The organism is Reyranella humidisoli (assembly GCF_019039055.1).
Classification (GTDB): Bacteria; Pseudomonadota; Alphaproteobacteria; order Reyranellales; family Reyranellaceae; genus Reyranella; species Reyranella humidisoli.
Window position 1 is genome coordinate 399,003 of sequence record NZ_JAHOPB010000003.1, and the last position, 21,198, is coordinate 420,200.

Annotated in this window: 18 protein-coding genes; 1 reads left to right on the forward strand and 17 read right to left on the reverse strand. The window is 65.9% G+C overall.

The features are described 5' to 3' along the window. Nucleotides 1–12 precede the first annotated feature (12 nt). The 15 genes from bamA to proS form a co-directional block, all read right to left on the reverse strand. The gene (gene bamA / locus KQ910_RS25380) at nucleotides 13–2,259 is read right to left on the reverse strand and encodes an outer membrane protein assembly factor BamA (RefSeq protein ID WP_216966575.1); all 2,247 of its coding nucleotides are present in this window, start codon (nucleotides 2,257–2,259) and stop codon (nucleotides 13–15) included. Nucleotides 2,260–2,428: 169 nt separating this feature from the next. Beyond that, nucleotides 2,429–3,808: an RIP metalloprotease RseP gene (gene rseP, locus KQ910_RS25385; protein ID WP_216966576.1), complete on the reverse strand. Its 1,380-nt coding sequence runs from the start codon at nucleotides 3,806–3,808 to the stop codon at nucleotides 2,429–2,431. Between the two features lie 30 nt (nucleotides 3,809–3,838). Further along, on the reverse strand, nucleotides 3,839–5,041 hold the full coding sequence (locus KQ910_RS25390) for a 1-deoxy-D-xylulose-5-phosphate reductoisomerase (protein WP_216966579.1): 1,203 nt from the start codon (nucleotides 5,039–5,041) through the stop codon (nucleotides 3,839–3,841). Continuing rightward, a complete protein-coding gene (locus KQ910_RS25395; RefSeq protein WP_216966581.1) occupies nucleotides 5,038–5,733 on the reverse strand; it encodes a phosphatidate cytidylyltransferase in 696 nt (231 codons plus the stop codon). Before KQ910_RS25395 ends, KQ910_RS25390 begins: the two co-directional genes overlap by 4 nt. Then, nucleotides 5,714–6,454, reverse strand: a complete 741-nt coding sequence (locus KQ910_RS25400) for an isoprenyl transferase (RefSeq protein ID WP_216966584.1) — start codon at nucleotides 6,452–6,454, stop codon at nucleotides 5,714–5,716. The genes KQ910_RS25395 and KQ910_RS25400 overlap by 20 nt, the downstream gene beginning before the upstream one ends. Then, on the reverse strand, nucleotides 6,454–7,008 hold the full coding sequence (frr, locus tag KQ910_RS25405; protein ID WP_216966586.1) for a ribosome recycling factor: 555 nt from the start codon (nucleotides 7,006–7,008) through the stop codon (nucleotides 6,454–6,456). The genes KQ910_RS25400 and frr overlap by 1 nt, the downstream gene beginning before the upstream one ends. A 2-nt stretch (nucleotides 7,009–7,010) precedes the next feature. After that, entirely contained in the window at nucleotides 7,011–7,736 is a 726-nt protein-coding gene (gene pyrH, locus KQ910_RS25410) for a UMP kinase (protein ID WP_216966588.1), read from the reverse strand. Nucleotides 7,737–7,806: 70 nt separating this feature from the next. Beyond that, nucleotides 7,807–8,736, reverse strand: coding sequence for a translation elongation factor Ts (gene tsf, locus KQ910_RS25415; RefSeq protein WP_216966590.1), 930 nt, complete (start codon nucleotides 8,734–8,736; stop codon nucleotides 7,807–7,809). A 75-nt stretch (nucleotides 8,737–8,811) separates the two neighbouring features. Next, the gene (rpsB, locus tag KQ910_RS25420) at nucleotides 8,812–9,600 is read right to left on the reverse strand and encodes a 30S ribosomal protein S2 (RefSeq protein WP_216966592.1); all 789 of its coding nucleotides are present in this window, start codon (nucleotides 9,598–9,600) and stop codon (nucleotides 8,812–8,814) included. Between the two features lie 163 nt (nucleotides 9,601–9,763). Beyond that, complete coding sequence (locus KQ910_RS25425) at nucleotides 9,764–10,783, reverse strand: DUF72 domain-containing protein (RefSeq protein ID WP_216966594.1); 1,020 nt, start codon at nucleotides 10,781–10,783, stop codon at nucleotides 9,764–9,766. Beyond that, nucleotides 10,780–14,226: a DNA polymerase III subunit alpha gene (dnaE, locus tag KQ910_RS25430; RefSeq protein ID WP_216966596.1), complete on the reverse strand. Its 3,447-nt coding sequence runs from the start codon at nucleotides 14,224–14,226 to the stop codon at nucleotides 10,780–10,782. Before dnaE ends, KQ910_RS25425 begins: the two co-directional genes overlap by 4 nt. A 31-nt stretch (nucleotides 14,227–14,257) precedes the next feature. Next, entirely contained in the window at nucleotides 14,258–14,941 is a 684-nt protein-coding gene (locus tag KQ910_RS25435) for an ABC transporter ATP-binding protein (protein WP_216966598.1), read from the reverse strand. After that, nucleotides 14,934–16,193 carry an ABC transporter permease gene (locus tag KQ910_RS25440; RefSeq protein WP_216966600.1) on the reverse strand — a complete coding sequence of 420 codons (1,260 nt, stop codon included), beginning with the start codon at nucleotides 16,191–16,193 and terminating at the stop codon, nucleotides 14,934–14,936. The genes KQ910_RS25435 and KQ910_RS25440 overlap by 8 nt, the downstream gene beginning before the upstream one ends. Beyond that, complete coding sequence (locus KQ910_RS25445; RefSeq protein ID WP_216966602.1) at nucleotides 16,186–17,496, reverse strand: lipoprotein-releasing ABC transporter permease subunit; 1,311 nt, start codon at nucleotides 17,494–17,496, stop codon at nucleotides 16,186–16,188. Before KQ910_RS25445 ends, KQ910_RS25440 begins: the two co-directional genes overlap by 8 nt. A 19-nt stretch (nucleotides 17,497–17,515) precedes the next feature. Further along, nucleotides 17,516–18,829 (reverse strand): proline--tRNA ligase, encoded by a 1,314-nt coding sequence (proS, locus tag KQ910_RS25450; protein ID WP_216966604.1) that lies wholly within the window; start codon nucleotides 18,827–18,829, stop codon nucleotides 17,516–17,518. Nucleotides 18,830–18,982: 153 nt separating this feature from the next. Here proS and KQ910_RS25455 point away from each other — a divergent pair, with 153 nt between their 5' ends. After that, nucleotides 18,983–20,275: an NCS2 family permease gene (locus KQ910_RS25455; RefSeq protein WP_216966606.1), complete on the forward strand. Its 1,293-nt coding sequence runs from the start codon at nucleotides 18,983–18,985 to the stop codon at nucleotides 20,273–20,275. 254 nt (nucleotides 20,276–20,529) lie between these two features. Here KQ910_RS25455 and KQ910_RS25460 read toward each other — a convergent pair whose 3' ends face one another. Together KQ910_RS25460 and mce are read right to left on the reverse strand one after the other, a co-directional pair. Then, nucleotides 20,530–20,775, reverse strand: a complete 246-nt coding sequence (locus KQ910_RS25460; protein WP_216966608.1) for a DUF1467 family protein — start codon at nucleotides 20,773–20,775, stop codon at nucleotides 20,530–20,532. A gap of 11 nt (nucleotides 20,776–20,786) precedes the next feature. Further along, on the reverse strand, nucleotides 20,787–21,191 hold the full coding sequence (gene mce / locus KQ910_RS25465) for a methylmalonyl-CoA epimerase (RefSeq protein ID WP_216966610.1): 405 nt from the start codon (nucleotides 21,189–21,191) through the stop codon (nucleotides 20,787–20,789). Nucleotides 21,192–21,198: the final 7 nt, after the last annotated feature.

A 21,198-nucleotide genomic window follows, 5' to 3' on the forward strand; every position in this document is an offset into this window, starting at 1 on the left:
GCCTCTTCCCGCTCAGAAGCGCGTGCCGAAGCTGAACCGCACGGCCTGCTGCTTGTCCCACGACTCGTATTGGATCGGGACCGCGTAGTCGATGCGGATGGGGCCGAACGGCGAAACCCACTGGACGCCGACACCGGTAGAAACGCGCATCAATTGGCTGGTCAGAACCGAGGTCGCGCCATAGCTCTGCGCCTGGACGCCCCACAGCGAGCCAATGTCCACGAACGCCTTGCCCAGAAGGCCGACCTCCTTCGGAATCAGCGGCAGCGGATAGGAGAGCTCGGTCGTGGCGGTATAGTAGTACTGACCACCGAGAGAGTCCGTCGTGTTCCCGTCGCGGGGGCCGATACCGCCGACCGTGAAGCCGCGCATCGTGTCGCCGCCGATGAAGAACAGATTGTTCAGGCGGATGTAGGATCCGTTGTAGGGCAACACGAGGCCGGCCGAAGCGCCGATCGACCAGACGAAATCCTCGAACAGCGACTTGTAATAAACCGCGTCGGCCGTAGTGCGCAGGTACTGCTCCGTTCCGATCAAGCCGGCTGCGGCGATCGAGTTGCGCACCATGAAGCCCTTGGTCGTATTGAGACGGACGTCACGGGTATCCCACAGAATCGTCTCGGAAACTTCGGAAACGACCTGCGTGCCCGAACTCTGCTGGATGAGCGGCGAGGCCCAGGGCTGGACGTTGTAGATGTCCGTCTGCCGGAGCGTATACCGGACGATCTGCCGGATATCCTCGGAGTAGGCCCAGCCGCCGCGCAGGGCAAAGCCCAGGCTGCGGTCGCTGTAGCTCGCGACCGACTGGCGATCATTCGACGTCCGGAAGAGGTCGAAACCGGCCGAGACCTGCCGATCCATGAAGTAGGGCTCGGTGAAACCCAGGTCGATCGAGGTGCTGAGCGTACCAAGCGAGAGGCCGAGGCGTGCCTCCTGCCCCTTGCCCAGCAGGTTACGCTCCTTGATCGCGATGTCACCGACGATGCCGGCGGTCGTCGAGTAACCGGCGCCGAACGAGATTTCGCCCGTGCTCTGCTCGACCACCTGGACTTCGAGGTTCGTCTTGTCCGGCGACGAACCCGGCGCGGCCGATACGTCGACTTTCTCGAAGAATCCCAGGTTCCGGAGGCGCTGCTGGCTGCGTCGGACCTTGGCTGTGCTGAACGCATCGCCTTCGGCCAGGCGAAACTCGCGCCGGATGACCTTATCGAGCGTACGGGTGTTGCCCGAGATGTTGATGCGCTCGACGTAGACGCGGGGGCCTTCCTGGACGTCGAAGATCACGTCGACGGTATCGTTGTCCTTGTTGCGCCGGATGTTCGGGCGCACTTCCACGAAGGCGTAGCCCAGCGAGCCCACCGCCTCCTGGATGTTGGAAACCGACTTCTCGATGGCATCGGCATCGAACCAGTCGCCCGGGGCGATGGTGAGGAAGGTCTGCAGAACGTCGGTATCGAGACCCTGGAAGCGGCTGGTGACGTCGACCTTGCCGAACTTGTAGCGCGGCCCCTCACTGATCGTGAAGGTGATGAAGAAGCCCTCGCGGTTGGGCGCCAGCTCAGCGACCGCAGAAACCACGCGGAAGTCGGCATACCCCTCGGACAGATAGAATTTGCGCAGAAGCTCGCGATCGAGGTTCAGCCGGTCCGGGTCGAAGCGGTCGTCCGACGACAGGAAACGCCACCAGGCACTCTCGGAGGTCCGGATCTTGCCGCGCAGCGTGCCGTCGCCGAAGGCCTCGTTGCCGACGAAGCTGATGCGCTTCACGCCGGTGACGTCGCCCTCGTTGATCTCGAAAACCAGGTCGACGCGGCCCTGCTCCAGGTTGATGACCTTGGGCTCGACGGAGGCATTGTAGCGGCCGCTGCGCCGGTAGATCGTCAGGATCCGATCGACGTCGGCCTGCACGCGCGCGCGGGTATAGACCTGACGAGGCTTCGACTGCACTTCGTCGCGCAGCTTGTCGTCCTCGATCTTGCTGTTCCCCTCGAACGCGACGCGATTGATGATCGGGTTCTCGGTCACCTTCACAACGAGGGTGGCCCCCTGCATCTCGATCACAACGTCCGAGAACAGCCCGGTCGCGAACAGCGCCTTCAGCGAGCGGTCGGCCGCGGCCGCGTCGAAAGGCTCCCCGACCTTGAGTTGCAGATAGGAGCGGATGGTTTCCGGCTCCGCGCGGACATTTCCCTGGATCTGAATTCCGGCAATCGTACCGCCGGCCGCAGCACCACGTTGGGCGTGTGCCGGCGCGCTCAAGGACAGGATTGCAACAATGGCCAGTACGGCCCAACGAAAGATCAAACTCACCCCCGGCGCCAGTCAGACCTGCCGATGGTCAAAAACGTGAACGCAGCTTTCTAGACCGGCAAGGGGTTCTAAGCCACCCCTTTTGTCCCCAGTTGCGAAGCAGCGCCAACGCCTCAACTCAGCGCAGCAAAAGCCTGATGTCATTGAAAGTTGCGATCAGCGCCATGCCGATCACCAGTGCGAATCCGAGCTTCAGTCCCACTTCCTGTGCGCGAAGGCTCAGCGGCTTTCCGCGCACGGCTTCATAGGCATACATCGCGAGATGGCCGCCATCGAGCATGGGCACCGGCAGCAAATTGAAGATGCCCAGCACCACGGACAACGCGATGACGAGATTGAGAATACCCGCCCAGCCGGCGTAGGACGCCTCGCCCGCCGCCTTGGCGATGCGGATCGGCCCGCCCAGTTCATCCACAGGCCGTGTCGCGGTCAGGATCTGTCCCATGGACGTATAGAACATGGAAGTCATGCCCCACACGGCGCGCACACCCGCTCCCATGGCCCCGATCACGCCATGCTGCCGCAACTCGGTCACGGCCGCGGGACGCACGCGAAGGCGCCCGACAATCTGCTCCTTGCCGGCACAATCGACGGTCTTGTCGACGATGGGCGTGATGGTCGTCTCGCCGTAGCGCCCTTCGCGCTCGTACTTGACCTGCACGGGCTGGCCGCCACTCTTGCCGATCAGTTCGGGGATGCGGGAGAAATATTCGACCGGCTTGCCGTCGATCGCCACCAGAAGATCACCGACCTTAAGCCCCGCGGCCTCGGCCGGGCTGTTCGCGGTGAAGCCACCGACCACGGGGCGGATGAACTGGTCGATCCCGAGGTCGCCGTAGCGCAGCGTGTTGTTGTAGCGATCGGTGCGCTCGCAATACTGCGGCTGGATCTCGCCGCGGAGCAGTTGGTTGCCGCGGCGGTATTCGACCGGCATGGGCTTGGCCCAGTAGAGGAACTGGGCCTCCTGGATGTCCTCGTAGCGGTCGATGCGCTTGTCCGCGAGGCGGACGATCTCGTCACCCGTGCGCAGCCCGGCCCTGGCCGCGGGTCCTTCGACCTGGACTGCAACCGTCGTGGGCGTATAGGGCTCGCCCGCGAAGAAGAACACGCCCGTCAGCAGCAGGAATGCGAAAAGGAGGTTGGCCATGGGCCCGCCCAGCACGACCGCGGCGCGCGCATAGAGCGGCTGGCTGAAGAAGGCGCGCTTGCGCTCGCTGGGAGAAAGCGGCTCATCGCTCGGCGTGGCGCTCGTGGCGTCGTTGTCGCCCAGGAACTTCACATAGCCGCCCAGCGGGATGATCGAGATCTTCCAGCGCGTACCGTTGCGGTCGGTCCAACCGAATATCTCGGGCCCGAATCCGATCGAGAAAACTTCGGCATGGATGCCGAACCGACGCCCGACCCAGTAGTGGCCGTACTCGTGAACGAACACCAGGAGCGTCAGGACCAGGAAGAAGTACGGCAGGTATGTCGTAAACAGGCTGACGATGCTTTGCATGCCCTACTCGACCAGTTAACTCGTTATACTTCAATTACTTAAGGCTTTGGCCCGGCAGAAGCCCTCAGCCGCCCTGCGCGCTTCCAGATCCGCCGCCTCCACCTGCTGGAGGGCATCCACCGCGTCGGAGAGGCCGTTCCACCCCGCCATCACATCCTCGACAATGCGAGCGATGTCGAGGAAGCCGATCCGGCGCGCCAGGAAAGCCGCCACCGCCGCCTCGTTCGCTGCATTCAACACGATGGGCGCATAGCCGCCCGTCACCAGAGCTTCGCGCGCCAACCGTAAGGACGGAAAGCGGCCGGAATCGGGCCGCTCGAAGGTGAGCGCCGGAATGCTCATGAAATCGATCTTGGCCGATGGGCCGTCGATGCGCGAGGGCCACCCCAGGGCATGGCTGATGGGGATACGCATGTCGGCCGTTCCCAACTGGGCCAGCACGGAGCCATCTCGATAGGACACCATCGAATGGATGACCGATTGCGGATGCACGACGATGTCGACCTGGTTCTCCGGCAGGCCGAACAGGAGCTGGGCCTCGATCAGTTCGAGCCCCTTGTTCATCATCGTCGCCGAATCGATCGAGATCTTGTCGCCCATGTCCCAGTTGGGATGTGCCAGCGCCTGCTCGGGTGTGACGTCGGCCATGTCAGCCAGCGACCAGTTGCGGAACGGTCCGCCCGAAGCGGTCAGGATCAGCCGGTCCACCGCATGACGCTGGTTGGGCTCGAAGACCTGGAAGATCGCGTTGTGCTCGGAATCCACCGGCAGGAGGACGCCGCCCGAGTGCTCGATGGCGTCGAGCAGCAGACGCCCTGCACAGACAAGCGCTTCCTTGTTGGCCAGGGCCACCATCGCGCCGCGGCGGGCGGCGACCAGGGTCGGTGCGAGACCCGCGAAGCCGACCACGGCCGCCATCACCCATTCGGCCGGCCGCGAAGCTGCCTCGACCACGGCATCCGGGCCGGCGGCGACCTCGACCGCGGTGCCGGCGAGGGCCTCCTTGAGCGCGCGGTAGCGCCCGGGATCGGCGACGACGGCCAAGCGGGCCCGCAGGCGCCTCGCCTGCTCGGCCAGCAGTTCGACCGAGCTGTTGGCGACCAGCGCTTCGACCCGGTAGCGTGCGGGATCCCGCTCGATCAGATCGACCGTGCTCTGGCCCACCGAGCCGGTCGAACCGAGAATGGTGATCCCTCGAGGGTGTTCAGGGGAAGGCGCGACCCACTTGCTCATGTCCAGGGCCACGAAGTGCCCGCGACAAGCCGTGCGACGGCGACGGCGACCAGGACCGCCATCAGCCCGTCGATCCGGTCCAGCAATCCACCATGCCCCGGGATCAGACGACCGCTGTCCTTCACCCCGGCGCGCCGCTTGGCGGCCGATTCGAGCAGGTCGCCCGCCTGCCCGACGACCGCGAGCGCCGCGCCTGCGAGGGCGAGATGCACCGTTTCGCCGAGCCCGAAGGCATAACCCGTCACCGCACTCGCCACAGCCGCCCAGGCCATGCCACCGATCAGACCCGACCAGGTCTTGCCAGGGCTGATGCGCGGCGCGAGCTTGGCCCCGCCGGCGGTGCGCCCGACGAAATAGGCGCCGATATCGGTCGCCCAGATGCAGATCAGCACCCAGAGGATGGTTTCGCGGCCGAACGCCGGCTGGTGTCGCAGCCACAGCAGGGCCAGCAGGGCGGCGAGCCCATACGCCCATGCCAGCACACGCAAAACCGGCGCACCGCGGGTGAGTCGCGTCCATTCGAAGATCATGACCGGCGCCGCCAGCGCCGCGATCAGATCGATCCAAGGATAGCCGCACCAAACGGCCGCAAGCAGCAGCGGGCCAAGCACGATGGCCGAGAGCGCCCGTACGAGCAGACCGGCGAAGCGCCCGCCACGGGGCGCAGGGGCTTCAGCTTCCGACGCCGCCATACCGCCGCTCACGCCGCCGGAACTCCACGATGGCCTGTTCCAGGTGTTCCTTGCCGAAGTCCGGCCACAGCGTGTCGACGAAAACCAGCTCCGAGTAGGCGCATTGCCAGAGCAGGAAATTGCTGATCCTCTTCTCGCCGCTGGTCCGGATCAGGAGATCCGGATCGGGCAGGCCGGCCGTCAGAAGTTCGCGTTCGAAGCTGTTCTGGTCGATGCCATCGACTGTGATCTCGCCGCTCGCGACCTTCTGCGCCATCCGCCGGGTCGCGCGCAGAATCTCGTCGCGTGCGCCGTAGTTGATGCAGATATTGACGTCGATGCGCGCGTTACTGGACGTCGTCTTCTCGGCATCGGCGATGTCCCGCACGATGTCGGCCGCCAGCCCGTCGCGGTTACCGATGACCCTCAGCCGCGCCCCGTTCTTGCGCAACTCCTCGAGTTCGTTGCGCAGATAGTGGCGCAGGAGGCCCATCAGGTCGGCGACCTCGTCGGCGGGCCGAGTCCAGTTCTCCGTCGAGAAGGCAAAGAGTGTAAGGACGGGAATGCCCAGTTCGCCGGCACCGCGCACCACGCGGCGTACCGCATCGGCGCCGCGCCGATGGCCCGCAACGCGCGGCAGGCCACGTGCCTTCGCCCAACGTCCATTGCCATCCATGATGATGGCGACGTGCTGGGGTCCCGATGGATGATCGGGACTGGCGGGCAGCGGCGCGGTGGGCATCAGACCGTCTTGATCTCTTTTTCCTTGTGCGCCAGCACGTCGTCGACCTGCTTGACGTAGCGGTCGGTGAGCTTCTGCACCTCGTCGGACTTCTGGCGATGCTCGTCTTCCGAGATCTTGCGGTCCTTCTCGGCCTTCTTGAGCGCTTCCATGCCGTCGCGGCGGATGTTGCGGACGGCCACCTTGCCCTGCTCGGCATATTTGTGCGCGAGCTTGGCGAGCTCATTGCGGCGCTCGGTCGTGAGTTCCGGGATCGGAATGCGGATCATCTGGCCGTCCGGCGACGGATTGAGCCCGAGGCCGGCTTCGCGGATCGCCTTGGCGGTCGGGGTCACGAGACCCTTGTCCCAGACGCTGACCGTCAGGAGCCGAGGCTCGGGTGCGCTCACCGTGCCGACCTGGTTCAGCGGCATGCGCTGGCCGTAGGCCTCGACCATCACCGGGTCGAGCAGGTTGACCGAAGCGCGGCCGGTCCGCAGGCCGCCGAATTCCTTCTTCAGCGCGTCCATCGCGCCATGCATGCGCTTCTCGAGCTCGTTGAGATCGGCAGACATGATCAGGCCTCGTCCTTGATGATCGTGAAGGTGCCCTCGCCGCGCATCGTCTCGGCGAAGGCGCCAGGCTTGTGGATGTCGAAGACAATGATGGGGATGCGGTTCTCGCGCGCAAGCGAGATCGCCGAAGCGTCCATCACCTGCAGGTCGCGCGACAGCACTTCCATGTAGCTGAGCGTATCATAGCGTTTGGCGTTCTTGTCCTTGCGCGGGTCGGCCGAATAGACGCCGTCGACCTGCGTGCCCTTGAGCAGCGCGTTGACGCCCATCTCCGCCGCGCGCAGGGCCGCCGCGGTATCGGTGGTGAAGAACGGATTGCCGGTGCCCGCCGCGAAGATCACGACCCGCCCCTTTTCCATGTGCCGGGCCGCGCGGCGGCGGATGTAGGGCTCGCAGACCGTGGTCATCGGGATGGCCGACTGCACGCGGGTCTGCAGACCCACACGCTCCAGTGCGCTTTGCATCGCGAGTGAATTGATGACCGTGGCCAGCATGCCCATGTAGTCGCCGCTGGCGCGGTCCATGCCGGAGGCCGCCGCGGAGACGCCGCGGAAGATGTTGCCGCCCCCGATCACCAGACAGATCTGCACACCCATGGCATGCACGGTCTTCACTTCCTGTGCGACCATCGCAACCATGTCGGGATCGAGGCCATATTCCCGATTCCCCATCAGCCCCTCGCCAGAGAGCTTGAGAAGGACACGGCGGTATTGGGGACCCGACGGCATCAGATGTGCCTCTGACTACGTTTGTCTTGGGCGCGCGGACAACATGTCCGCGCGCCTGTGAACTTCAATACTACTTCTTGTTGGCTTGGGCAGCCACTTCAGCTGCGAAATCCTCAGTCTTCTTCTCGATGCCCTCACCCAGCGCGAAGCGCAGGAAGCCCACGAGCCGGACTGGCGCGCCGGCCGTCTTGGCGGCATCCTCGACGACCTTCGAGACCTTGGTCTTGCCGTCCATCACGAAGGCCTGTTCGAGCAGGACGACTTCCTGGTGGAACTTGCGCAGACCGCCCTCGACCATCTTGGCGACGATCTCGGGAGTCTTGCCCTGCTGGCCGGCCTTCTCGGCCAGCACCGCGCGCTCGCGCTCGATGGCGGCGGCATCCAGCTCGGCAACCGTCAGCGACTGCGGGTTGGTCGCGGCGACATGCATGGCGAGCTGCTTGGCGAGCCCGGCGAGCGCTGCCTTGTCGCCCGTCGACTCGAGCGCCACCAGCACGCCGATCTTGCCGAGGTCCGGCGCGACCGCGTTGTGCGTGTAGGCGACCACCACGCCGTCCGACACCGACAGCGAGGCGGCGCGGCGCAGCCCCATGTTCTCGCCGATCGTGGCGATCAGGTTGGTGAGCTCGCCCTGGACGTCGCGGTCCGTGCCCGGGAACGGAGCGGCAGCGACCTTGGCAAGGTCCCCACCGTTCTCGAGCGCGAGCTTGGTCGCCGCGGCGACGAACTTCTGGAACTGGTCGTTGCGGCCGACGAAGTCGGTCTCGGCATTGACCTCGACGACGGCACCGCGCGTGCCGCTCGACGCGACGCCGACGAGGCCCTCGGCCGCGATGCGGCCGGCCTTCTTGGAAGCCGCCGACAGTCCCTTGGTGCGCAGCCAGTCGACCGCCTTTTCGACGTCGCCGGCGGTCTCGCCCAGCGCCTTCTTGCAATCCATCATGCCCGCGCCGGTCTTCTCGCGCAGTTCCTTGACGAGCGATGCAGTGATCTCAGCCATGTCTTGCTCCGTTTGGTACAACAAGGGCCGGTCTTCCGACCGGCCCCGTCTATTTCTCTTCGATGAGGGGCCGAATTACTCGGCCGGGGCGGCCTCGGCAGCCTGGCCCTCGACCGCCGGGATTTCATCGGCCGGCTGCTCGGCCAGTTCGCCGACGTCACCGCCGGTGGCGGCGATCTCGGCACGGATGCCGTCGAGCACCGAGCCCGCGAGCAGGTCGCAATAGAGCGACACGGCGCGGATCGCGTCGTCGTTGCCCGGAATCGGGAAATCGATGCCGTCCGGATCGGAGTTGCTGTCGACCACCGCAACGATCGGAATGCCGCGCTTGCGGGCTTCCAGGACGGCGATCGACTCCTTGTTGGTGTCGATGATGAACAGCATGTCGGGCGTCCCGCCCATTTCCTTGATGCCGCCCAGCGAGCGCTCGAGCTTCTCGCGCTCGCGCGTCAGGTCGAGCTGTTCCTTCTTGGTGAGGCCGACGACGTCGCCCTTCAGGCGCTCGTCGAGCTCGCGCAGGCGCTTGATGGACGCCGAGATGGTGTTCCAGTTCGTGATCATGCCGCCCAGCCAGCGGTGGTTCACGTAGTACTGGCCGCAGCGCTTGGCGGCGTCGGCGACGCGTTCGGCAGCCGCCGGCTTGGTGCCGACGAACAGCACGCGGCCGCCGCTCGCGACGACGTCGCGAACCTGCTTCAGCGCCTGCTCCAGCAGCGGCACGGTCTTCGTGAGATCGATGATATGGACCCCGTTGCGCACCCCGAACAGGTACGGCTTCATCTTGGGGTTCCAGCGGCGCGTGTGATGGCCGAAGTGAACGCCGGCTTCCAGCAGCTGGCGCATCGTGAATGTCGGCATGGTCATGCCGTTCTCCTTTTCCGGTTGAACCTCCGCGGGCGTCGTTCCCGGAATGGGAACACCGGAGCGAGCGCCGGGATGTCTCCCCGTCGACCGCAAACCCGCGTGCGAAGTGGCGCGTTTCTAGTGGTTTGGGCTCGAAATTGCAAGCGCCAATGAAATCAAGGCCTTAGGCGATCAGTTTGGCGATTTCCTGCGCCAGTTTGAGGAGCGAGAGCGGTGCGCTCCCCTCGGCCTTGTTGTTGGCCGTGATCCAGACCTTGCGGCCGCCCTTGTAAGCTGCGGCGGCCATCCGGGCCAGGATCAGGCGCGTTTCCCCATCCTCGTCGACCAGCCTGTCGAACGGCTCGTAGCGCTGCTTGGCGGCCTGGTAGAGGAAACCCCGGTGCAGGTTCCAGCGGACCACCAGAGGGCCCGGCTCCCCGCCGTCCAGGGCCTTGAGGGCCGCTTCCTGTCGCTCGACCTCGGGCATCCGGTCATGCAGCCCGACGCAGTAGCGCACTCCCGCCCGGCCCAGCATGCGCATCAGGCGCGGGGTGAGCAGCTCGGGATTGCGCAGCTCCAGCGCATAAAGCGGTGCCCGACCGCCCAATTCGGTTGGCAGCGCGGCAAAGAAGGCCTCCAGCCGCTCGATCAGCAGCGAGGAATCCTCGACCAGACTGCGTGGCAGCGGCGACACCTGAAAGACCAGGGGGCCGGCCTTGGCCTTGAGCCCCTCCAGGCAGGGCACCACGAACTCGCGGGTGGCGACGGCGGCATCGAGGAAGTGCGAATTGGCGACTTTCCCCCGCCCCTCCTCGTCACGCATCACGGCATCGCAGACGATGGCCGGTGCCTTGACCACGAAGCTGAAGTGCTCCGGCACCTGACTGGCGTACCGGACATAGTCGGCGGTCGAGATCGGCGCGTAGAAAGTCCGGTCGAGGCTGACCGTCCGCAGCAGCGGGATTTCAGCATAGGCCGCCAACCCCTTGCGGCTCAGCGTCACCTGCGGGTGGACGCCGTCGTAGACGAGGCCGCGCCATCCCGGAAAGAACCACGACGAGGTGCCGAGCCGGATGTCGACCGGAAGTAGCGGCGCCTCGAGCAGTGGCGAGTCCCGGGCGGGCCGGACATCGCCGGCCCCGGGCACCCGGCGCTTGGGCGGCGCTGCGGCCTCGGTTTCGAAGAGGCCGGGCTGACGGCTCAAATTTCCTCGACCTGCGAGACGCCCGGCAGGCTGCCGATCGTGTCGCGCAGGCCGCCGGCGATCGAATAGGTGCCTGGCAAGGTGACCTCGGCATCGGTCTCCTCGTTCATCGGCACGACGAGCGTCACCCGCCCTCGCCCGCGCTTTCCTTCGAGCGCCTTGCGCAGCGCTTCGAGCGCCATGGGATCGGTGATCACGATACGCAGCCCGGCCGCCGAGTTCGCGACCGCATCTTCCAGTTTCTCGACCGACTGCGCCGTGAGCTTGACCTGCTCGCCGTCGAGCCGGCCGTCGACCGAGATCAGGATCGCCTGACCTGCTTCGAGGAGATTGCGCTTGGAACTCAGAAGCTCGCTGAACATGACGCACTCGAAGGCGCCGGACTGATCGGAGCATTGCAGGAAGGCGAATCGGTTGCCTTTGGCGGAGGTGCGCTCCATGCGGTCGATGACGGTGCCGGCGAGCTTGATGCGGCCGGGCGTACCGCGCGCCAGCAATGCCGGTAGATCGGCCGCGCGGCAGACGCCCAGCCTCTGCAGGCTTTTTTCATATGACGCCAGCGGATGCGACGAGAGATAGAAGCCGATGGCGGAGAACTCGTTCTGCAGCCGCTCCATCGGCGCCCAGTCCGGCACCTTGGGCAATTGCGGGCGGCGCTGGGCGGTGTCGTCGCCGAACAGGTTGTTCTGGTCGCTGCCGCGCGACTCATGCGTCGCCTGAGAATGGCGGGTCAGCGCCTCGACGGCCGCGAAGGTCTGGGCGCGGTTCTTGTTCAACGTATCGAAGCCACCGGCCTTCACCAGGCTTTCGAGCAGCCGCTTGTTGATCACGCGCTGGTCGAGCCGCTCGGCGAAGTCGAACAGATCCTTGAAAGGGCCCTTTTCCCGACGCTCCTCGGCAAGACGGCTCATCGCCTCACGGCCGACGCCCTTGATGGCGGCCAGCGCATATCGGATCGCCTTCTTGCCGTCCTCCGTCTTCTCGACCGTGAAATCCGCCGCCGACTTGTTCACGTCCGGAGGCAGAAGCTCGACGCCGAGCTTGTCGAGGTCGCGCCGGTAGCCGTTCAGCTTCTCGACGTTGCCCATGTCGAGGGTCATCGTCGCGGCGAAGAACTCGACCGGATGGTTCGCTTTGAGATAGGCGGTCTGGTAGCAGACCAGCGCATAGGCGGCGGCATGGCTCTTGTTGAAGCCGTAGCCCGCGAACTTGTCGACCTGGTCGAAGATAGAGGAGGCCCTGTCCTTCTCGACGCCGTTCTTCTGCGCGCCCTCGACGAAGCTCGCCCGCTGCGCGTCCATCTCGGCCTGGATCTTCTTGCCCATGGCGCGGCGCAGCAGGTCCGCGCCACCCAGCGTGTAGCCGCTGAGTACCTGCGCGATCTGCATGACCTGCTCCTGGTAGATCATGATGCCGTAGGTCTCCTTCAGGATTCCTTCCAGCAGCGGATGCAGGTAGTCCGGCTCCTCCTCGCCATGCTTGCGCTTGATGTAGCTCGGGATGTTCTCCATCGGGCCCGGCCGATAGAGCGCCACGACGGCGATGATGTCCTCGAAGCGGTCGGGCTTCAGGCGGCGCAGCACGTCGCGCATGCCGTTGCCTTCCAGCTGGAACACGCCCGACCCGTCGCCGCGGCAGAGCAGCTCGAAGGTCTTGCGGTTGTCGAGAGGCAGCCTGGGAATGTCGATCTGGTCGCGCCCGATCAGGTCCCAGGCCTTCTCGATGACGGTCAGCGTCTTTAGGCCGAGGAAGTCGAACTTCACGAGGCCGGCCGTCTCGACCCATTTCATGTTGAATTGGGTGGCCGGCAGGGAATCCTGGTTGTCTGTATCGCGGAACAGCGGCACCAGCTGGTCGAGCGGCCGGTCGCCGATCACCACGCCGGCGGCATGGGTCGAGGCGTTGCGGAACAGGCCCTCGAGCTGCAGCGCGAGATCGATCAGGCGCTTGATCTCCTCGTCGGCAGTGTACTGTTCCTTCACCAGCTCCTCGGTCTCCAGCGCCTTCGCCAACGTCACCGGGTTGGCTGGATTGTTGGGCACCAGCTTGCAGATCCTGTCGACCTGCCCGTAGGGCATGCCCAGCACGCGGCCCACATCGCGCAGCACCGCGCGGGCCTGCAGCTTGCCGAAGGTGATGATCGCGGCGACGCGGTCGTGGCCGTACTCGTCGCGCACGTAGCGGATCACGCGGTCGCGCTTGTCCTGGCAGAAGTCGATGTCGAAGTCGGGCATCGACACGCGTTCGGGATTCAGGAAGCGTTCGAACAGCAGGCCCCAGCGCAGCGGATCGAGGTCGGTGATCTTGAGCGACCAGGCGACCAGCGAGCCCGCGCCCGAGCCGCGGCCGGGACCGACCGGGACGCCGTTGTCCTTGGCCCACTGGATGAAGTCGGCAACGATCAGGAAGTAGCCGGCGAAGCCCATCCGCTCGATCATGTCGAGCTCGTAGGTCAGCCGGTCCGAATACTTCTCGAAGCTGATCCCGTCGGCGAGGCGGCCGAGCTTCTGAAGTTCATCGAGGCCGGTCTTGGCGAGATCGCGCAGCGCCTCGCCCTCGGTGCGGCCCTCGAGCTTCGTGTAGCGTGGCAGGATCGGCTTGCGCGGCGCCGGCATGTAGGCGCAGCGCTGGGCGATCACCAGCGTGTTGTCGCAGGCCTCGGGAATGTCGGCGAACAGGGCGCGCATCTCGGCGGCCGACTTGAAATAATGCTCGGGCGTCAGCCTGCGCCGATTGGGATCGTCGATATGCGCGCCCTGCTCGATGCAGAGCAGCACGTCGTGCGCCTCGTACATCGACTTCTTGGGGAAGTGCACGTCGTTGGTCGCGACCAGCGGCAGGTTGCGCTCGTAGGCGAGCTCGATGAGCGGCCCCTCGATCCGGCGCTCCGTGTCCTCGCCGTGCCGCTGCAGTTCGAGGTACAGCCTGCCGTCGAACAGGCGCTGCAGCCGGTCGAGCATGTGCGCCGCCGCCGGCGTCTGGCCGGACGCCAGAAGCCGACCGACGGTGCTGCCCGCGCTCCCGGTCAGTACGATCAGCCCTGCGGTCGAGCCTTCCAGCTCGGACATCGGCAGAGCAGCCACCGATCCCATCTTGAACTCGAGATGGGCACGGCTCACCAGCCGCATCAGGTTGACGTAGCCTTCCTCGCTCTGGACCAGCAGGGTCAGCCAGTCGACGGTCGGCAGCTTATTCGCCGTCGCGACGCCGCCCTCCTCCTCGCGCCGCAGGCCGAGATCGCAGCCGACGATGGGCTGGACGCCGCCCTTGGAGGCGTATTGCGAGAACTCCAGTGCGCCGAAGAGGTTGTTGCGGTCGGTGACGGCGACCGCCGGCATCGCCTCGCCCTTGGCGAGCGAGACGATCTTGTCGACCTTGTTCGCCCCCTCGGTGAGCGAGTAGGCGGAACGAACCTTGAGATGGATGAAATCAGCGATGGCCACGGGCCATCATCGCGCCGCGGCCTGTGGACTGTCAGGCATCGAGCACGCCATCCTTGAGATGCACGGTGCGGTCCATGCGGGCCGCCAGCTCCGGATTGTGGGTCGCCACGAGGGCCGCCATGCCGGTTTCCCGGACCAGCGCCAGCAATTGCTGGAAGACCGCCTCGGCGGTCGCGGAATCGAGGTTGCCGGTCGGCTCGTCGGCCAGCAGCACGCGCGGGGCGTTCGCCACCGCGCGGGCGATCGCCACGCGCTGCTGCTCGCCGCCCGACAGACGCCCGGGCCGATGGTCGAGCCGGTCGCCCAGCCGCACCAGCCCGAGAAGCTCCGTGGCGCGTTTGCGGGCCGCCGCGCGAGAGACGCCGTTCAGCATCTGCGGCAGCATCACGTTCTCGACCGCCGAGAACTCAGGCAGCAAGTGATGGTACTGGTAGACGAAGCCCAGGTACTGGCGGCGCAGCCTGGTTCGGTCCCTGTCGGCCATCCGGACCGTCGCCTTCCCGTCGACCACGACCTCGCCTTCGTCGGGCCGTTCGAGCAGGCCCGCGATGTGCAGCAGGGTCGACTTGCCGCTGCCCGACTGGCCGACCATGGCCACGATCTCGCCGGGATGCAGGTCGACCGAGACGCCGCGCAGCACGTCGAGCCGGCGGTCGCCCTGGACGAAGGTGCGACGAATGCCCTGCAGCGAGAGCGGCTTGGTCGGTTCACTCATGTCGCAATCCTTCGACCGGTTCGACTCGGGTGGCCCGCCATGCCGGATAGGCTGCCGCGACGAGCGAGAGCATGATCGCGACCGCAATGATGAAAGCCACCTCGGTCGGATCCACGCGCACAGGCATGGAGGCAATGAAGTCGACTTCCGCCCCGGCGGTGCCGGAGCCGCCCGTGACGCTGGCCAGCGCCCGGCCGATCGCCGGCATGTTGGCGCACAGCAGCAGCCCCAGCGCCGCGCCGATGGCCGTGCCGACCACGCCGACGGCGGCGGCGGCCATGAAGAAGGCGCGCACGATGGTGCCCGGCCCCGCGCCCATCGTCCTCAGGATAGCGATGCTGCCGCGCTTCACCCGCACCAGCATTGTGAAGCTCGCGACCACGTTCATGGCAGCGACCACGACGATCAGCGTCAGGATGATGAACATCATCACGCGCTCGACCTGCAGGGCGCCGACGAATCGGGCGTTCAGGCCGAGCCAGTGCGATACGCGCAGATCCTCGCGACCGAGCGCCTGGCGTAGTTCCTGCGCGGTGCGCGGCGCTGCCGCCGGGTCCTTGAGGAACAGGTCGATCGAACTCACGGTCTCCTTGCCGTATTCGAGATCCTCCTGCAGCGCCGCCAGCGGGATGAACACGAGGCTGCTGTCGAACTCGTAGCGGCGAGTCATGAAGCTCGCGAGGATGTCGTAGTCGGTATAACGCGGCGCGATCGTGCCGCTCTGGTTGAGCTGATGCGTCACGACGGTCAGCGGCTCGCCGACCCGGACCTGCATCTGCTGCCGCAGCCGCTCGCCGATCACGAGGCCCGGTTTGGGCCCGAACTCGGCCAGATCGCCGAAGATGATGTTCTTCGAAACGATGTCGCGATTCAGCAGGTCCTCGCGCCGAACGCCGCGAAGCTGGGCGCCGCGGGTCTGGCCGTGCCCCGTCACGAGCGCCTGGCGCTCCAGGGTGAGCCGCACCGCCTCGACGCCCGGAACCTCCTTCATCCTTGCCAGCAGATCGGGCGTCGCCTGCAGGAGGCCGCCGCGGGCCGCGATCACGACATGGCCGTTCATGCCGATGATCCGGCCCAGAAGCTGCTCGCGAAAGCCACCCATCACCGAGAGAACGGCGATGAGGGTCCCGACGCCCAGCGCCACGCCGATCAGCGAGAACATCGCGATGAACGACACGAAACCCTCGCGCTGGCGCGTGGCGAGATAGCGCCAGGCCAGCCAGCGTTCGACGGCGGGCGCGCGATCACTCACGGCGGAGCCCTTCCACCGGATCGAGGCGCGCCGCCCGCAACGCGGGATAGAGCGAGGCCAGCAGCGCGAAAACCAGCGCCATGAACGCGATCCACGCGACCTCGCTCCATTCGATCCGCGAGGGCAGCTCGGCCAGCAAATAGAGAGTCTGGTCGAACAGAACGATGTCGAAGGTCCGCTGCAGCCACTGGCGGATCGCCTCGATGTTGCGGGCAAAGCTCAGCCCCAGCACGACGCCCAGGATGGTGCCGGCGCCTCCGATCGCCAGGCCGTCCAGCAGGAAGATCCGCATGATGGCGGCACGGCTCGCCCCCATGGTGCGCAGGATGGCGATATCCGCTGTCTTGGTGCGGACCAGCATGACCAGGCTCGAGACGATGTTGAAGGCCGCGACGAGGACGATCATCGTCAGGACCAGGAAGATCATGTTGGTCTGAGCCACGACGGCCGAGAAGAAACCGGCATTGGCCTGAAACCAGTCGAAGACCCAGCCCTCCGTCCCCACCGCCTGCATGAGCAGCCTGCGCGTCGCGTCCGTCGAGGCCCTGTCGGAGACGAAAACCTCGATGCCGGTGACGTTGGGCCCGAGGTTCAGCATGTGCTGCGCGTCCTGCAGCGGCGCGTAGACGAAGTTCGAATCGTAGTCGTACATGCCGGTGCAGAAGATCGCCCCGACCTTGACCGCGGCGGAACGCGGCATCACGCCGAGCGGCGTCGCGACGGAGACCGGCGACACGAGCTGGATCCTGTCTCCGACCTTGACGTTCATGAGGTCGGCGAGGCGCCGGCCGACGACCACCGTGAAATCGTCGCCGAAGCCCTTGAGGGTTCCCCAGTCGATGGGTTTGTCGTCGTCGGCCTTGCAAAGGGCGCGGTAGCGCTCGCGGGTTTCCGGCGTTCCCTCGATCGCCGAGGCCAGAGGCGCGCGGTTGCGGATATCGTCCGGCCGCATGCCGCGCAGAACGACCCCGCGCACGCGATCGCCGGCGACGGCCATGAGGTTGCCTTCGGCCGTCGGGGTCGCCGATTCAACGCCCGGCACGGCCGCCATGCGCTTCAGGAGATCGGGTGTCGGCTCCAGGGCACCGCGATTTGACTGGACGCCCAGCTGGCCGCTGATGCTCGACATCTGGGCCAGCATCTCGACGCGAAAGCCGTTCATCACCGACATGACGACGATCAGCGTACCGACGCCCAGCGTGATGCCGATCAGCGAGAAGCCGGCGATCACCGAGATGAAGCCTTCTTCGCGGCGCGCGCGGAGGTAACGAAAGGCGATCAGGCGCTCAACGGCGAAAGCCATGGAAGAGCCCTGCTCCCGGTCAGCTGAACCGCGCGAGGACCTGCTCGGGCGCCACTTCCTCGCGGACGCCGGTCTTGCGGTTCTTCACCTCGACCTTGCCGGCCGCCAGCCCCTTGGGGCCGACGATGACCTGCCAGGGAATGCCGATCAGGTCCATGTCGGCGAACTTGCCGCCGGGCCGGATGTCGCGATCGTCGTGCAGCACGTCCACGCCCTTGGCCGTGAGCGCATCGTAGAGCTTCTGGCAGGCGCCGCCGACGGCGCCGTCATCCGGCTTCAGGTTGACGATCGCCACCTTGAACGGCGCGATCTCGTCCGGCCAGACGATGCCGGCATCGTCATGGCTCGCCTCGATGATGCCGCCGACCAGGCGCGAGACGCCGATGCCGTAGGAGCCCATCTCGACCGTGATCTGCTCACCGCCGGGGCCGGCGACCACGGCGTTCATCGGCTTGGAATATTTGGTGCCGAAATAGAAGATGTGGCCGACTTCGATGCCGCGCGCCGCCAGCCGCTCGCCCTCGGGCAGCGCCTCGAAGGCTTTCGCGTCGTGCATCTCGTCGGTCGCCGCATAGAGCGACGTCCACTCGTTCACGATGCCCTGCAGGTCCGCCGAATAATCGATCGTACGGCTCAGGATGTCCTTGTCGACCAGCCCCTTGTGGCAGAACACGGCGCTTTCGCCAGTCTCGGCCAGGATGATGAACTCGTGGCTGAGGTCGCCGCCGATCGGGCCGGTGTCGGCGCGCATCGGGATCGCCTTCAGGCCCATGCGGGCGAAGGTGCGCAGGTAGGCCACGAACATCCGGTTGTAGGAGTGGATGGCGCCGGCCTTGTCGATGTCGAAGGAATAGTTGTCCTTCATCAGGAACTCGCGGCCGCGCATCACACCGAAGCGCGGCCGGACCTCATCCCGGAACTTCCACTGGATATGATAGAGGTTCTTCGGCAGGTCGCGGTAGCTCTTCACGCCATCGCGGAAGAGCACCGTGATCATCTCCTCGTTGGTCGGTCCGTAGAGCATCTCGCGGTCGTGCCGGTCCTTGATGCGCAGCATCTCGGGCCCGTAGGCATCGTAGCGGCCGCTCTCGCGCCACAGGTCGGCCGACTGGATGGTCGGCATCAGCACTTCCTGGGCGCCCGCCGCATCCTGCTCCTCGCGCACGACGCGCTCGATGTTGCGCAGCACGCGCAGGCCGAGCGGCAGCCAGGCATAGATGCCGGCGCTGGTCTGGCGAACGAGGCCGGCGCGGAGCATCAGCCGATGCGAAACGATCTGCGCTTCCGACGGAGTCTCCTTCATCGTCGGCAGAAAGTACTGGCTCATGCGCATGCGGAATCGGTCCTCGGTCCGGCTATCGGGGTGGCGGCGGACTGTAGGGAACAGGTCGAACAAAGGCAAACCGGCGCCGGTTCGACTGGCTTTTCACAGCTCGATGCCCCCACACTTGTCCGCACGCCGGGCGCGACAACAGGGGGGACACCGATGCTCGAACAACTCTTCAAGCTGAAAGCCAACGAAACGAGCGTCCGAACCGAACTGGTGGCCGGCCTCACGACCTTCCTGACGATGGCCTACATCATCTTCGTCAATCCCTCGATCCTGGCCGAGGCGAAGATGCCGTTCGGCGCGGTGTTCGCCGCGACCTGCGTCGCGGCCGCAATCGGCTGCTTCCTGATGGCCTTCCTCGCCAACTACCCGATCGCCCTCGCCCCCGGCATGGGCCTCAACGCCTACTTCGCCTTCGGCGTGGTCGGCGGCATGGGCCATAGCTGGCAGGTCGCCTTGGGCTGCGTCTTCATCTCGGGCATCATCTTCCTGATCATCAGCGTGCTGCCGATTCGCGAATGGATCGTCAACGCCATCCCGAAGTCGCTGAAGATGGCGATCGCGGCCGGCATCGGCCTCTTCCTGGCGCTGATCGCCCTGAAGAACGCGGGCATCGTGGTCGCACATCCCGCCACGCTGGTGACCCACGGCAAGATGACGAGCTGGCCGGTGGTGATGGCCGTTCTGGGCTTCGCCGTCATCGTCGCTCTGGAGTACCGCCGGGTCATGGGCGGGGTGATCATCGGCATCCTGCTCGTCACCGTGATATCGATCCTGGCGGGACACCAGAAGTTCGCCGGCATTTTCGCCGTTCCGCCCTCGATCGCGCCGGTCTTCCTGCAGATGGATCTCGCCGGGGCCCTGCAGGTCGGCCTGGTGACGGTGGTGTTCGCCTTCCTGTTCGTCGATCTGTTCGACAATACGGGCACGCTGATCGCCCTCGCCCATCGCGGCGGTTTCATGCGGCCCGACGGTACCGTTCCGCGGCTGCGCGGCGCGCTGATCGCGGACAGCTCCGCCGCCATGATCGGCGCCGCGGTCGGCACCTCGACCACGACCAGCTACATCGAGAGCGCATCGGGGATCAACGCGGGCGGCCGGACGGGCCTCACCGCCGCGGCAGTCGGCGTGCTGTTCCTGCTGGCGCTGTTCCTGTCGCCGCTCGCCGCCTCGATTCCAGCCTACGCGACGGCGCCCGCGCTGCTGTACATCGCCTGCCTGATGGCCCGCGGCCTCACCGAGATCGAATGGAATGACGTTACTGAGGCGGCGCCCGCGGTGATCACCGCGATCGCCATGCCCTTCACCTTCTCGATCGCCGACGGCATCGCCTTCGGCTTCATCTCGTACGCCGGAATCAAAGTTGCCGCAGGCCGGTATCGCGATGTACACCCGGCGGTAGGAATTCTTGCTGTCCTGTTCGTGACCAAATACATGGTCATCGGATGATCAGGGAAACAGTGCGGACATTTGTTTGTCCTCGAACGACCTTCCCCACAAAGATTCTTCTGCCCGACCCGGGCAGATCGAAAGAAAAGGTCTTGGCAACCGGCTGGCGGCACGCTAAACAGCCCGAGCCTTGGGCACTGTCCGGGTTTAGGGAGGAGAGCGGCTCAAGCCGCCTACGACGAGTTTCGGGGGTTAAAGGACGGCGGATCCACGATCCGCCGTTTTCTTTTGAGCCAAGGCCCGAAAGCGCGCTCTCAGGAGCCCTCGAGCCGCCGGAAGCTGAAGACGTCGGCCTGGTACAGGCCATAGAACGCCAGCCACAACACAGCCGCCACGATCGTCGTGATGACCGCTTTCCGCATCAGCTCCGGCCGCTCGGGCGCGCCCCGCTCCTCGCCCGCACCGGGGTTCTCGACCCGCCGGACACCCAGCGGGAGGATGCAGAACAGGATCGTCCACCAGATGACGAAAAAGACCATGATGCCGGTAGCCCAGCCCATGGCGGCGCTCCTCAGACCTGTTCGAGTTCGATCAGGGTGCCGGTGAAATCCTTGGGGTGCAGGAACAGCACGGGCTTGTCATGCGCACCGATCTTCGGCTCGCCGTCGCCCAATACGCGCGCGCCCTGCGATTTCAGCTTGTCGCGCGCGGCGTAGATGTCCTCGACCTCGTAGCAGACATGATGGATGCCGCCATCGGCGTTGCGCGCGAGGAAGTTGGCGATCGGCGACTTCTCGCCGAGCGGATGCAGCAGCTCGATCTTGGTGTTGGGCAACTCGACGAACACGACCGTCACGCCATGGGCCGGCTGTTCCTTGGGCGCGCTCACCTTGGCGCCCATCACGGTGCGATAGAGTTCCGTGGCCTTGGCCAGGTCGGGCACGGCAATCGCGATGTGGTTGAGGCGTCCGATCATAGAGTTC